The sequence below is a fragment of the Streptomyces sp. SGAir0957 genome (assembly GCF_043523415.1).
Genome location: NZ_CP027293.1, coordinates 2,417,448 through 2,430,040, shown reverse-complemented (window position 1 = coordinate 2,430,040; position 12,593 = coordinate 2,417,448). Strand labels below are relative to the sequence as shown.

The following is a 12,593-nucleotide window of genomic DNA, read 5'->3' as shown; positions in this document are numbered from 1 at the left end:
GCGGAGAGGAGGCGCACGGAAGCATGCCCGGGTCGCGAATACCTGCGCCATATCGAACGTCTGCCCAATGGGGGCGCTAACAATCGTTCACTTCGCGGCCCGTCTCCACCTCCCGCCCCGCCTAAGGTGGGGCGGCACAGTAGTCGTACGAGAGCGGGAGAGAGCACGTTGATCAAGACGAGCAACCCGGGCAGTGCGGGTGGGCAGATCCCCGTCGTCGTCCTCGCGGGGTTCCTCGGATCGGGCAAGACCACTCTGCTCAATCACCTCCTGCACCACAGCGGCGGCTCCCGGATCGGGGCGATCGTCAATGACTTCGGGGCAATCGAGATCGACGCCATGGCGGTGGCGGGACAACTGGGCGACTCGACGGTCTCGCTCGGCAACGGGTGTCTGTGCTGCGCTGTGGACGCCGGTGAACTTGATGTCTATCTGGACAAGTTGACCCGACCCGTCAATGACGGTCATCAGATGGATGTCATCGTGATCGAGGCGAGCGGCATCGCGGAACCGCAGGAAATGGTCCGCATGGTGCTCGCCAGCGAGAACCCGCGCATCGTGTACGGCGGGCTGATCGAGGTCGTGGACGCGGCCGAGTACGACGCCACCAGGGAGAAGCATCCCGAGGTGGAACGGCACCTGGGCATCGCGGACCTCGTCGTCGTCAACAAGGCCGACCGGGTCACTGGCGCGGAGTGGGAGCGCGTCCTGGCGGCTGTCCGCGGGGCAGCCGGGCCCTCGGCCGTGGTCCGCGCCTCGTACGGACGCATCGACCCGGAGCTGCTCTTCGACTGCCGTCCCACGGCGGAGCGCGTCGGACAGCTCTCCTTCGACGACCTGCACCGCCACGACGACCTGGACGGCCACGACGACCTGCACCGCCCCGACGACCTGCACCGCCCCGACGAGAGCGACACCGGGGGCGAGGCGCACGCCGCGCACCTGCACTCCGCCTACGACAGCCTTGCCTTCAGCTCCGACGTGCCCATGGACCCGCGGCGGCTGATGGACTTCCTCGACGGGCGTCCCGAGGGGCTGTACCGCATCAAGGGGTATGTCGACTTCGGCGCCGCCGACCCGGCCAACCGCTACGCCGTGCACGCCGTCGGGCGGTTCCTGCGGTTCTACCCGGAGCCCTGGCCCGTCGGCGCCGACCCCGACGGTGAGCCGCGCCTGACCCAGCTCGTCCTCATCGGGGCCGGGATCGACACGGCGGCGCTCCGCGCCGGGCTCGAGAGCGCCAAGGGCACGGAAAACGCCCCGCACACCGTCGACGAGCACGGCATGTGGGGCGTTCTCCGCTACGTACAGGACAAGGGCGAGGACCCCGACGTGCCCGAGGACGCCGGGGTCTGACGGGCTAGACCGGCCCCGCCACCGCCGCGACCGTCTTCGGCAGCGAGATCCCCGAACCGTCGCGGCGCGGGTCCATCTCGGTGAGTTCGGCAGGCATCCCGTTCTTCTGCGCCGCGCGGGCGGGTGCCGGGCCCGCCCAGGCCAGGCTCAGGCAGTCCTCGCCCTTCAGGAAGCGCTGGCAGCGGACGCCACCGGTCGCGCGGCCCTTGCGCGGGTACTGGTCGAACGGGGTCAGCTTGGCCGTCGTCTGGACCGAGTCGTCGAGCGTGCCGCGCGAGCCCGCCACCGTGAAGACGACGGCGTCGGCCGCCGGGTCGACCGCGGTGAACGAGATGACCTTCGCGCCGGTCGCCAGCTTGATGCCGGCCATGCCGCCCGCGGGACGGCCCTGCGGGCGCACCATGGAGGCCTGATAGCGCAGCAGCTGTGCGTCGTCCGTGATGAAGACCAGGTCCTCCTCGCCGGTCCGCAGCTCCATCGCGCCCACGATGCGGTCACCGTCCTTGAGGGTGATGACCTCCAACTCGTCCTTGTTGCTCGGATAGTCGGGTGTCACGCGCTTCACGACGCCTTGCTCGGTGCCGAGGGCGATGCCCGGCGACGACTCGTCGAGGGTCGTCAGGCAGACGACCTTCTCGTCCGCGCCGAGGGTGGAGAGGAACTCGGAGAGCGGGGCGCCGCCGGACAGGTTCGGCGCGGAGGCCGTGTCCGGGAGCTGCGGCAGATCGATCACGTTCATGCGGAGCAGGCGACCCTCGGAGGTGACCGCGCCGATCTCGCCCCGGGCCGTCGCCGGCACCGCCGAGACGATCACGTCGTGCTTGGTGCGCTTGGCGTTCTCGTCCGCGGCGAAGGGCTCGCCGTTGGCCGTACGGGCCAGGAGCCCCGTCGAGGAGAGCAGCACGCGGCACGGGTCGTCGGCGACCTGGAGCGACACCGTGGCCAGGGCAGGGCCGGACGACTCGAGCAGCACGGTGCGCCGGTCGGTGCCGAACTTCTTGGAGACGGCCGCCAGTTCCGCCGAGACGAGCTTGCGTAGTTCGGCGTCGGACTCGAGGATGCCCGTCAGCTCGTCGATCTCGCCGTTGAGCCGGTCGCGCTCCGACTCCAGCTCGATGCGGTCGAACTTGGTCAGGCGGCGCAGCGGCGTGTCCAGGATGTACTGCGTCTGGATCTCGCTCAGGCCGAAACGGCCGATGAGCCGCTCCTTGGCCTGGGCGCTGTTCTCGCTGGAGCGGATGAGGCGGATGACCTCGTCGATGTCGAGCAGGGCGACGAGGAGGCCGTCGACCAGGTGAAGCCGGTCCCGCTTCTTGGTGCGGCGGAACTCGCTGCGGCGGCGCACGACCTCGAAGCGGTGGTCCAGATAGACCTCGAGCAGCTCCTTGAGGCCCAGGGTGAGCGGCTGGCCGTCCACGAGAGCCACATTGTTGATGCCGAAGGACTCCTCCATCGGCGTCAGCTTGTAGAGCTGCTCCAGGACGGCCTCCGGGACGAAGCCGTTCTTGATCTCGATGACCAGGCGCAGGCCGTGCTCGCGGTCGGTGAGGTCCTTGACGTCGGCGATGCCCTGGAGCTTCTTGTTGCCGACGAGCTCCTTGATCTTCGCGACGACCTTCTCGGGGCCCACCGCGAAGGGCAGTTCGGTGACGACGAGGCCCTTGCGGCGCGCCGTGACCGTGTCCACGGCGACCGTGGCCCGGATCTTGAAGGTGCCGCGCCCGGTCTCGTACGCGTCCTTGATGCCGGACAGGCCGACGATCCGGCCGCCCGTGGGCAGGTCGGGGCCCGGCACGTACTTCATGAGCGTCTCGAGGTCGGCGCCCGGGTGCTTGATCAAGTGACGGGCAGCGGCGATCACTTCGCCCAGGTTGTGCGGCGCCATGTTGGTCGCCATGCCGACCGCGATGCCCGACGCCCCGTTCACCAACAGGTTCGGGTACGCCGCCGGGAGGACCAGGGGCTCCTGCTCCTGTCCGTCGTAGTTCGGAGCGAAGTCGACCGTGTTCTCCTCGATCGACTCCGTCATCAGGCCGGCCGCCGGGTCCATGCGGCACTCGGTGTACCGCATGGCGGCCGGGCGGTCGTCGTTGCCCAGTGAACCGAAGTTCCCGTGCCCGTCGACCAGGGGGACGCGCATGGAGAACGGCTGGGCGAGGCGCACCAGGGCGTCGTAGATCGACGCGTCGCCATGGGGGTGCAACTTACCCATGACCTCGCCGACGACGCGGGCGCACTTCACATAGCCGCGTTCGGGGCGCAGGCCCATCTCGTTCATCTGGTAGACGATCCGACGGTGGACGGGCTTCATCCCGTCGCGGGCGTCGGGCAGGGCGCGCGAGTAGATGACCGAGTACGCGTACTCCAGGTAGGAGCCCTGCATTTCGTCGACCACGTCGATGTCGAGGATCCTCTCCTCGAAATCGTCGGGCGGCGGGGTCTTCGTGCTGCGGCGGGCCATCGCTGCTGCGGCTCCTTCACCAACATCTACGGGAACATGTACGGGAACTGTCGCGGACCATTGTGGACCGCCCCACTGACAACGCTGATCGCGACCCGTCCGAACGGGGTCGCCGACGGTCCGCGCCGAAGCCGCCGTGCTCGCTTACGGCGTACCCGGAGCGGGAACTTCGCCAGGTGGCTGCAGGCTTGCATACAGTGGCAGGACCGGCAGCGGTTTCGCCTTCACACAGTGGTCCGCGTCCGCAGTGTTTCTCAGCGTCACCAGCGTTACCAGCGGTATCAGTTTCTCAGCATTTCCGAGGTTCACGGTTCCCACCGCGATCGAAGGGACGTACATGCCCATGGGTCACACGGCCACCGCCGAGGCCGGCTCCGGCGGCCTGACAGCGACCGAGCACCGGCTGGCCAACGGCCTGCGTGTCGTGCTCTCCGAGGATCACCTGACCCCGGTCGCGGCGGTCTGCCTCTGGTACGACGTCGGCTCGCGCCACGAGGTCAAGGGCCGTACGGGCCTCGCTCACCTGTTTGAGCACCTGATGTTCCAGGGCTCCAAGCAGGTGCACGGCAACGGTCACTTCGAACTCGTCCAGGGCGCGGGCGGCTCGCTCAACGGCACCACGAGCTTCGAGCGCACGAACTACTTCGAGACCATGCCCGCCCACCAGCTGGAGCTCGCGCTCTGGCTGGAGGCCGACCGCATGGGCTCGCTCCTGACGGCCCTCGACGAGGAGTCCATGGAGAACCAGCGCGACGTCGTCAAGAACGAGCGCCGCCAGCGCTACGACAACGTGCCCTATGGCACCGCGTTCGAGAAGCTGACCGCCCTCATGTACCCCGAGGGCCACCCGTACCACCACACGCCCATCGGCTCCATGGCCGACCTGGACGCGGCCACCCTCGAGGACGCGCGGGCCTTCTTCCGCACCTACTACGCGCCCAACAACGCGGTGCTCTCCGTGGTCGGCGACATCGACCCCGAGCAGACGCTCGCCTGGGTCGAGAAGTACTTCGGCTCGATCGCGGGACACGACGGCAAGCCCGCCCCGCGCGACGGCTCCCTGCCCGACGTGCTCGGCGAGCAGCGCCGCCAGGTCGTCGAGGAGGAGGTCCCGGCGCGCGCCCTCATGGCGGCCTACCGGCTGCCCGAGGACGGCACGCGCGCGAGCGACGCCGCCGACCTCGCCCTGACCGTCCTCGGCGGCGGCGAGTCGTCCCGGCTCTTCAACCGCCTGGTGCGCCGCGACCGGACCGCCGTGGCGGCCGGGTTCGGCCTCCTCCGGCTGGCCGGCGCGCCGTCCATGGGCTGGCTGGACGTGAAGACCTCCGGCGATGTCGAGGTGCCGGTCATCGAGGCCGCCGTCGACGAGGAGCTCGCCCGGTTCGCCGCGGAGGGCCCCACGCCCGAGGAGATGGAGCGCGCGCAGGCCCAGCTGGAGCGCGAGTGGCTGGACCGGCTCGGCACCGTGGCGGGCCGCGCCGACGAACTGTGCCGCTTCGCCGTCCTCTTCGGCGACCCGCAGCTCGCCCTCACCGCCGTCGGCCGCGTCCTGTCCGTGACCGCGGAGGAGGTCCAGGAGGTCGCCAAGGCCCGCCTGCGCCCCGACAACCGTTCGGTCCTCGTGTACGAGCCGACGGCCCCCGCCGACACCGATGACGAGAGCGACCCGAGCGACGAGGAGGCGGGCGCGTGACCGAGCAGCTCGCGACCATGGACTTCCACCCCCAGCCCCAGGCGGGCACCGCCAAGCCCTGGGCGTTCCCCGCCCCCGAGCGTGGCGAGCTGGCCAACGGCCTGACCGTGCTGCGCTGTCACCGCCCCGGGCAGCAGCTCGTCGCCGTCGAGATCAACCTCGACGCGCCGCTCGACGCCGAGCCCGCGGGCCTCGACGGCGTCGCCACGATCATGGCGCGCGCCTTCACCGAGGGCACCGACAAGCACTCCGCCGAGGAGTTCGCGGCCGAACTGGAACGGTGCGGCGCCACGTTGGACGCCCACGCCGACCACCCCGGCGTCCGGGTCTCCCTCGAGGTGCCCGTCTCGCGCCTCTCCAGGGGCCTCGCGCTGCTCGCCGACGCCCTGCGTGCGCCCGCCTTCGCGGACAGCGAGATCGAGCGCCTGGTGCGCAACCGGCTGGACGAGATCCCGCACGAGAGCGCCAACCCGGCCCGGCGCGCCGCCAAGGAGCTCTCCAAGCAGCTCTTCCCGGCCGACGCGCGCGTGTCGCGCCCGCGCCAGGGCACCGAGGAGACCGTCGCCGCCATCGACGCGGCCGCCGTACGGGCCTTCTACGAGAAGCACGTACGCCCCGCCACCGGCACGGTCGTCGTCGTGGGCGACCTGGCCGACGTCGACCTCGACGCCCTCCTCGAGGACACGCTCGGCGCCTGGACCGGGAACACCGCGGAGCCCCGCCCGGTCCCGGCGGTCACCGCCGACGACACCGGCCGCGTCATCATCGTCGACCGTCCGGGCGCGGTGCAGACACAGCTGCTCATCGGCCGGATCGGCCCCGACCGGCACGACCGCGTGTGGGCCGCGCAGGTTCTCGGCACGTACTGCCTGGGCGGCACGCTCACCTCCCGTCTGGACCGCGTCCTGCGCGAGGAGAAGGGCTACACCTACGGTGTGCGGGCCTTCTCCCAGGTGCTGCTCTCCGCGCCGGACGGTACGGGCGCCGCCATGCTCGCCATCAGCGGCTCCGTCGACACCCCGAACACGGGTCCGGCCCTGAACGACCTGTGGAAGGTGCTGCGGACCCTGGCCGCCGAGGGGCTGACGGACGCCGAGCGGGACACGGCCGTGCAGAACCTGGTGGGCGTGGCGCCACTCAAGTACGAGACGGCCGCGGCCGTCGCGGGCACCCTCGCCGACCAGGTCGAGCAGCACCTCCAGGACGACTTCCAGGCGCAGCTGTACCGCCGGCTCGCCGAGACGGGCACCGTGGAGGCCACCGCGGCCGTCGTGAGCGCCTTCCCGGCGGACCGTTTGGTGACGATCCTCGTGGGCGACGCCGCGCACATTGCGGAGCCCGTCCAGACGCTCGGTATCGGCGAGGTGACCGTCGTCGCGGGCTGACCCCCTCACGACCTCTTCGCTCACGGAAGGAGCCCCGGCAGCCCTCACGGCCGCCGGGGCTTCTTGGTGTGCGTTCGGCATGAACCCCGGCATATGCCCGTTTTGGTATGGAGGTTGCCTGTCTGGCCTGTGGTGTGCGCTACAAAACCCGGGTTCCGTTTGTCGAACAAATGAGGTGCCGCTTAGCGTCGGTGCGGCTGTCCGCCCGTCATGCGTCGCGCCCGCGACACCGGACAGTCATCGCCGAGTCCCCCACGGCGCGAGCCAGGGGAGCCGGGGACCCACCGCAGTCCCTGGGGTGAATCGGGCGCTCTTCCGGCCGTGAGGCAGGGGAGAGGGCCCGTAGGAGACCTTCCTGCTCCGAACCCGTCAGCTAACCCGGTAGGCGAGAGGGAAGGAAAGGATCAGCCACCGCATGGCGTTCACCCGTGCCACCGGGAAGCACCGTCGTCCGAGCCGTCTCACGCGCACCACCGCGCAGGTCGCGGGCGTCGCCGCGCTCACCACGACCGGTGTCGTCGGCGGCCTCGCCGCCCCCGCACTCGCCGCCCCCGCGGCGCCCGAGCAGAACGGCCTCACCCAGGCGATCGCCATCGGCGACTCCATGGCCGCCCAGATCGACGCGCAGGCCACCGCTCAGAAGAAGGCCGCCGACGAGGCGGCCGCCAAGGCGAAGGCCAAGGCGAAGGCCGAGGCCGAGGCCAAGAAGAGGGCCGAGGAGGCCAAGCGCCAGGCCGAGGCGAAGGCCGCCAAGGAGCGCGAGGCCAAGGAGCGCGCCGCCCGCGAGGCCGAGCGCAAGCGCCTCCTCAACAGCTTCGTCGCCCCGATCTCCGGCTCGTACGTCTCCACCGGCTACCAGGCCAGCAGCGGCCTGTGGTCCTCCGGCAGCCACACCGGCATCGACTTCCACGCGGCGAGCGGCACGTCCGTGCACGCCGTCGGCGCGGGAACCGTCGTCGAGGCGGGCTGGGGCGGTGCCTACGGCAACAACATCGTGATCAAGATGAACGACGGTACGTACACCCAGTACGGTCACCTGTCGTCCATCGGCGTCTCCGTCGGTCAGTCGGTCACCCCCGGCCAGCAGATAGCCCTCTCCGGCGCCACCGGCAACGTCACGGGCCCGCACCTGCACTTCGAGGCCCGCACGTCGCCCGAGTACGGCTCCGACATGGACCCCGTCGCGTACCTGCGCTCGCACGGCGTCAACGTCTGACACACGCTTCCGCGTCTGACACACGCTTTCGCGTCCGGCATGCGCCTACGCGTCCGGCGCACGCCTCCGCTCAGCAAGCCCCGGCTCACCGAGCCGGGGCTTTCGCGTGCGATCGCACCGTCCGGCGGACTTCCTGACCTGGCCAAAAAATATCCATGAATTCCGGTCCCCCGTCGGAAATTCGAGAACCGTGGAATAGAGTCGGGACGAAGTTGCAGGGAGCGCGCCCGCACGGGCGTCGGTCGACCGCGTTGCGCGGGGATCAAAAGCGGAGGTCGAATCATGCGGATTCCCGCGCACTCGGTATGCACCGCGATTCGCGATGACATCGTCGCGGGTGTCTACCCGCGCGGCAGCAGGCTCACTGAGGAGCTGCTCGCACGCCGCTACGGTGTCTCGCGCGTGCCCGTGCGCGAGGCGCTGCGCACGCTGGAGGCCGAGGGGTTCGTCGTCACGCGCAGGCACGCGGGCGCGTGCGTGGCCGAACCCACCGGGCAGGAGGCCGCCGACCTCCTTGAGGTCCGGCTGCTGCTCGAACCGCTGGGTGCGGCGCGGGCGGCGCAGCGCCGCACCGAGGCCCATCTGAAAGTCCTGCGCGGCCTGGTCAGGCTGGGTCAGGAGCGCTCCAGGGCGGACCGGAACGAGGATCTGCGCTCCCTGGACGGCTGGTTCCACGAGACCTTGGCGCAGGCCTCCGGCAGCCCCGGCCTGATCGCCCTGCTCACCCAGCTCCGGCACAAGATCGCCTGGATGTACGCCGTGGAGGCCCCGGACCGGCCGGCCGAGTCGTGGGCCGAGCACGGTGCCATCGTCGACGCCGTGGCGCGGGGTGACGCCGAGCGGGCCCGCACGCTGACCGCCCGCCATGCCGAGCGCGTCGCCTCCGCCCACAGGCTGCGCGTCCCGCGCGCGGGCGGCCCGGTGAGGACTTCGCAACATGCCGTAAACACGGCGGGTCTCCGGAATTAACAGAAAGCCCGTATACAAAGCGTTGGGGAATTCCGTGGCATTCGCGGGATTGAATTGACGCTAATCAGGAAACAGTGAAGCCGCGCGCCCCGAAGGGAAACGCGCGGCTTCGCCGTGAGAAACGGATCAGACAGTCTCGGGCAGCTCGTCGAGGCCCTCGGAGACCAGCTTCGCCAGACGGTCGAGCGCGGCGTCCGCACCCTCGGCGTCGGAAGCGAGGACGATCTCCTCGCCGCCCTGGGCGCCCAGGCCGAGCACCGCGAGCATGGAGGCGGCGTTGACGGGGTTGCCGTCGGCCTTGGCGATCGTCACGGGGACGCCGGCCGCGGTGGCCGAGCGGACGAAGATGGAGGCGGGGCGGGCGTGGAGGCCCTCGGCCCAGCCGACGTTGACGCGGCGCTCAGCCATGTGATGCTGCCCTTCAGATGTTCCAAGGTTGTCTAGACCATTCTCACACACCGGGGAGCGGCGATCGACGAGGACCCGGGTCCCGTCGCCGCACCGCCTCCCGGCCATGCATAGCCTGCCTCCCACGCGCGCGGGACGCGACCCGTACGGATGTCGGTGCCTCGCGCGGGACGCGACCCGTACGACTGTCGGTGCCTCGCTCTACCCTTGCGCCATGGAGACCGGTACGGAGACCCCGTCGGACGGGCACGCCTACCCCGCCCACTGGGAGGCGGACGTGGTGCTGCGCGACGGCGCCACCGCCCGCGTCAGGCCCATCACCCCCGCCGACGCCGAGCGCCTGACCAGTTTCTACGAACAGGTCTCGGACGAGTCGAAGTACTACCGCTTCTTCGCGCCCTACCCGCGTCTGTCCGCCAAGGACGTCCACCGTTTCACCCATCACGACTACGTGGACCGCGTCGGGCTCGCCGTCACGGTGGGCGGCGAGTTCATCGCCACCGTCCGCTACGACCGCATCGACGCCACCGGACGCCCCGCCTCCGCCCCCGCCGACGAGGCCGAGGTCGCCTTCCTCGTCCAGGACGCCCACCAGGGCAGGGGAGTGGCGAGCGCCCTCCTGGAGCACATCGCGGCCGTCGCGCGCGAGCGCGGCATCCGCCGGTTCGCCGCCGAGGTCCTGCCCGCCAACACCAAAATGATCAAGGTGTTCCGGGACGCCGGATACGTCCAGAAGCGCAGCTTCGAGGACGGCGTGGTCCGCCTCGAGTTCGGCCTGGAGCCCACCGAGGCGTCCCTGGCGGTGCAGCGCGCGCGTGAGCAGCGTGCCGAGGCCCGCTCCGTGCAGCGCCTCCTCGCGCCCGGCTCCGTGGCCGTGATCGGCGTGGGGCGCGCGCCCGGCGGCGTCGGCCGCGGCGTCCTCGACAACCTCAGGGACGCCGGGTACACCGGCCGCCTGTACGCCGTGAACAAGGCGTTCCCCGAGGACCTGACCGAGATCGACGGCGTCCCCGCCCACCGGCGCGTGCGCGACATCGACCCCGCCGACCGCGTCGACCTGGCCGTCGTCGCCGTCCCCGCGCCGTACGTGCCCGAGGTCGTCGCCGAATGCGGTGAGCGCGGCGTACAGGGCCTGGTCGTCGTCTCCGCCGGCTACGCGGAGAGCGGCGCCGAGGGGCGCGAGCGCCAGCGCGAACTGGTCCGCCAGGCCCGCTCGTACGGCATGCGCCTCATCGGGCCGAACGCGTTCGGGGTCGTCAACACCTCGCCCGACGTCCGCCTCAACGCCTCGCTCGCCCCCGAGATGCCGCGCCCAGGGCGCATCGGCCTGTTCGCCCAGTCCGGCGCCATCGGTATCGCCCTCCTCGCGCGCCTGCACCGCAGGGGCGGCGGCGTCACCGGCGCCACCGGCATCTCCACGTTCGTCTCCGCGGGCAACCGCGCGGACGTCTCCGGCAACGACGTCCTGCAGTACTGGTACGACGACCCGGACACCGACGTCGCCCTCATGTACCTCGAATCCATCGGCAACCCGCGCAAGTTCACCCGCCTCGCCCGCCGCACCGCCGAGGCCAAGCCCCTGGTCGTCGTGCAAGGCGCCCGGCACAGCGGCATCGCCCCCACCGGGCACGCCGTACGGGCCACGCGCCTGCCGTACGCGACGGTCTCCGCGCTGCTGCGCCAGGCGGGCGTCATCCGCGTCGACACCATCACCGAACTCGTCGACACGGGCCTCCTCCTGGCCCGCCAGCCGCTGCCCGCCGGGCCGCGCGTCGCCATCCTCGGCAACTCCGAGTCGCTCGGCCTGCTCACCTACGACGTGTGCCTCTCCGAAGGACTGCGCCCCAAGTCGCCCCGCGACCTGACCACGGCGGCGACCCCGGCGGACTTCCGCGCCGCGCTCGACGCGGCTCTGGCCGACGACAAGACCGACGCCGTCGTCGTCACCGCCATGCCCGCCGTGGGGGAGGACCCGGCCGGGGACGCGGAGCTGGCGGCCGCCCTCAGCGCCGCCGCAGCGGCCGCGCCGGCCAAGCCCGTCCTCGTCGTCCACGTCGAACTGGGCGGCCTGGCCGAGGCGCTCTCCGCCGCGGCCAGCACCGGCCCCAACGCGCCGGACACGACCGGCACGCGCGCGTCCACGCCGACGCCGGCGCCCGACAAGGCAGCCGAGGACACCCCGCGCCTCATCCCCGCCTACCCCGCCGCCGAGCGCGCCGTCCGCGCCCTGGCCGAGGTCGTGCGGTACGCCCAGTGGCGGCGCGAGGCGGCCGAACCCGGCAGGGTGCCCGAGTACGAGGACATCGACGAGGCCGGGGCCGCCGCCCTCATCCGCGAACTGCTCGCCAAGGAGGACGACCCGCGCGGCCTCGAACTCACCACCGAGCAGGCCCGCGAACTCCTCGCGCACTACGGCATCGCCATCCGGCAGACCCTGCCCGCGCCGGACGCGACCGGCGCCGCCGACGCCGCCCGCGCCCTCGGCTACCCCGTCGCCCTCAAGACGACCGCCCCGCACCTGCGCCACCGCGCGGACCTCGGCGGCGTACGCCTGGACCTGGCCGACGAGACGGACCTGCGGCGTGCCTACGAGGAGTTGACCGAGCACCTGGGCAGCCCGGCCGAGCTGCGGCCCGTCGTGCAGTCCATGGCCCCGCGCGGCGTCGACACCGTCGTACGGGCCGTCATCGACCAGGCCGCGGGCGCGGTGCTCTCCTTCGGCCTGGCCGGCGCCCCGTCCGAGCTGCTCGGCGACACCGTGCACCGCCTGGTCCCGGTCACCGACCGGGACGCGCAGTCGATGGTCCGCTCCATCAAGACGGCCCCGATGCTGTTCGGCTGGCGCGGCGCCGCGCCCGTCGACACACCGGCCCTGGAGGAGCTGCTCCAGCGGGTGTCCCGGCTCGTCGACGACCATCCCGAGGTGGTCGGCGTCACGCTCGAACCGGTCGTCGTCGCGCAGCAGGGCCTGACCGTGCTCGGCGCCACGGTCCGCCTCGCCCCGCCCCCGGCCCGGGACGACCTCGGGCCCCGCACCCTGCCCGTCGCCTATTGACACCGGCCCGCGGTGGTTATCCACAGGCGCAACCGCAGTCCCCGTCCGGC

The 12,593-nt window shown here is 71.5% G+C and carries 8 protein-coding genes and 1 riboswitch; of the genes, 6 read left to right on the top strand and 2 right to left on the bottom strand.

Going from position 1 to position 12,593, the window contains the following annotated elements:
• Window positions 1-168: 168 nt before the first annotated feature.
• Complete coding sequence (locus tag C1N81_RS15800; protein WP_394429579.1) at window positions 169-1,356, top strand: CobW family GTP-binding protein; 1,188 nt, start codon at window positions 169-171, stop codon at window positions 1,354-1,356.
• A gap of 4 nt (window positions 1,357-1,360) precedes the next feature.
• Here the strand turns inward: C1N81_RS15800 and C1N81_RS15795 are convergent, their stop codons facing one another.
• Window positions 1,361-3,817 (bottom strand): DNA gyrase/topoisomerase IV subunit A, encoded by a 2,457-nt coding sequence (locus tag C1N81_RS15795; protein WP_394429577.1) that lies wholly within the window; start codon window positions 3,815-3,817, stop codon window positions 1,361-1,363.
• A gap of 337 nt (window positions 3,818-4,154) precedes the next feature.
• Here C1N81_RS15795 and C1N81_RS15790 point away from each other — a divergent pair, with 337 nt between their 5' ends.
• The 4 genes from C1N81_RS15790 to C1N81_RS15775 all read left to right on the top strand — a co-directional run bounded on the left by C1N81_RS15790 (window position 4,155) and on the right by C1N81_RS15775 (window position 9,080).
• Window positions 4,155-5,510 (top strand): M16 family metallopeptidase, encoded by a 1,356-nt coding sequence (locus C1N81_RS15790; RefSeq protein ID WP_394429575.1) that lies wholly within the window; start codon window positions 4,155-4,157, stop codon window positions 5,508-5,510.
• 17 nt (window positions 5,511-5,527) lie between these two features.
• Window positions 5,528-6,895 (top strand): M16 family metallopeptidase, encoded by a 1,368-nt coding sequence (locus C1N81_RS15785; RefSeq protein ID WP_394437981.1) that lies wholly within the window; start codon window positions 5,528-5,530, stop codon window positions 6,893-6,895.
• A 231-nt stretch (window positions 6,896-7,126) separates the two neighbouring features.
• Window positions 7,127-7,298, top strand: a riboswitch (cyclic di-AMP (ydaO/yuaA leader).
• Between the two features lie 12 nt (window positions 7,299-7,310).
• A complete protein-coding gene (locus C1N81_RS15780; RefSeq protein WP_394429573.1) occupies window positions 7,311-8,111 on the top strand; it encodes a M23 family metallopeptidase in 801 nt (266 codons plus the stop codon).
• Window positions 8,112-8,393: 282 nt separating this feature from the next.
• Window positions 8,394-9,080 carry a GntR family transcriptional regulator gene (locus tag C1N81_RS15775; RefSeq protein WP_394429571.1) on the top strand — a complete coding sequence of 229 codons (687 nt, stop codon included), beginning with the start codon at window positions 8,394-8,396 and terminating at the stop codon, window positions 9,078-9,080.
• A gap of 126 nt (window positions 9,081-9,206) precedes the next feature.
• Here the strand turns inward: C1N81_RS15775 and C1N81_RS15770 are convergent, their stop codons facing one another.
• Window positions 9,207-9,488, bottom strand: coding sequence for an HPr family phosphocarrier protein (locus tag C1N81_RS15770; protein ID WP_394429569.1), 282 nt, complete (start codon window positions 9,486-9,488; stop codon window positions 9,207-9,209).
• A 214-nt stretch (window positions 9,489-9,702) separates the two neighbouring features.
• Between C1N81_RS15770 and C1N81_RS15765 the strand changes: the two genes are divergently transcribed.
• Window positions 9,703-12,543, top strand: a complete 2,841-nt coding sequence (locus C1N81_RS15765) for a bifunctional acetate--CoA ligase family protein/GNAT family N-acetyltransferase (protein ID WP_394429567.1) — start codon at window positions 9,703-9,705, stop codon at window positions 12,541-12,543.
• Window positions 12,544-12,593 lie beyond the last annotated feature (50 nt).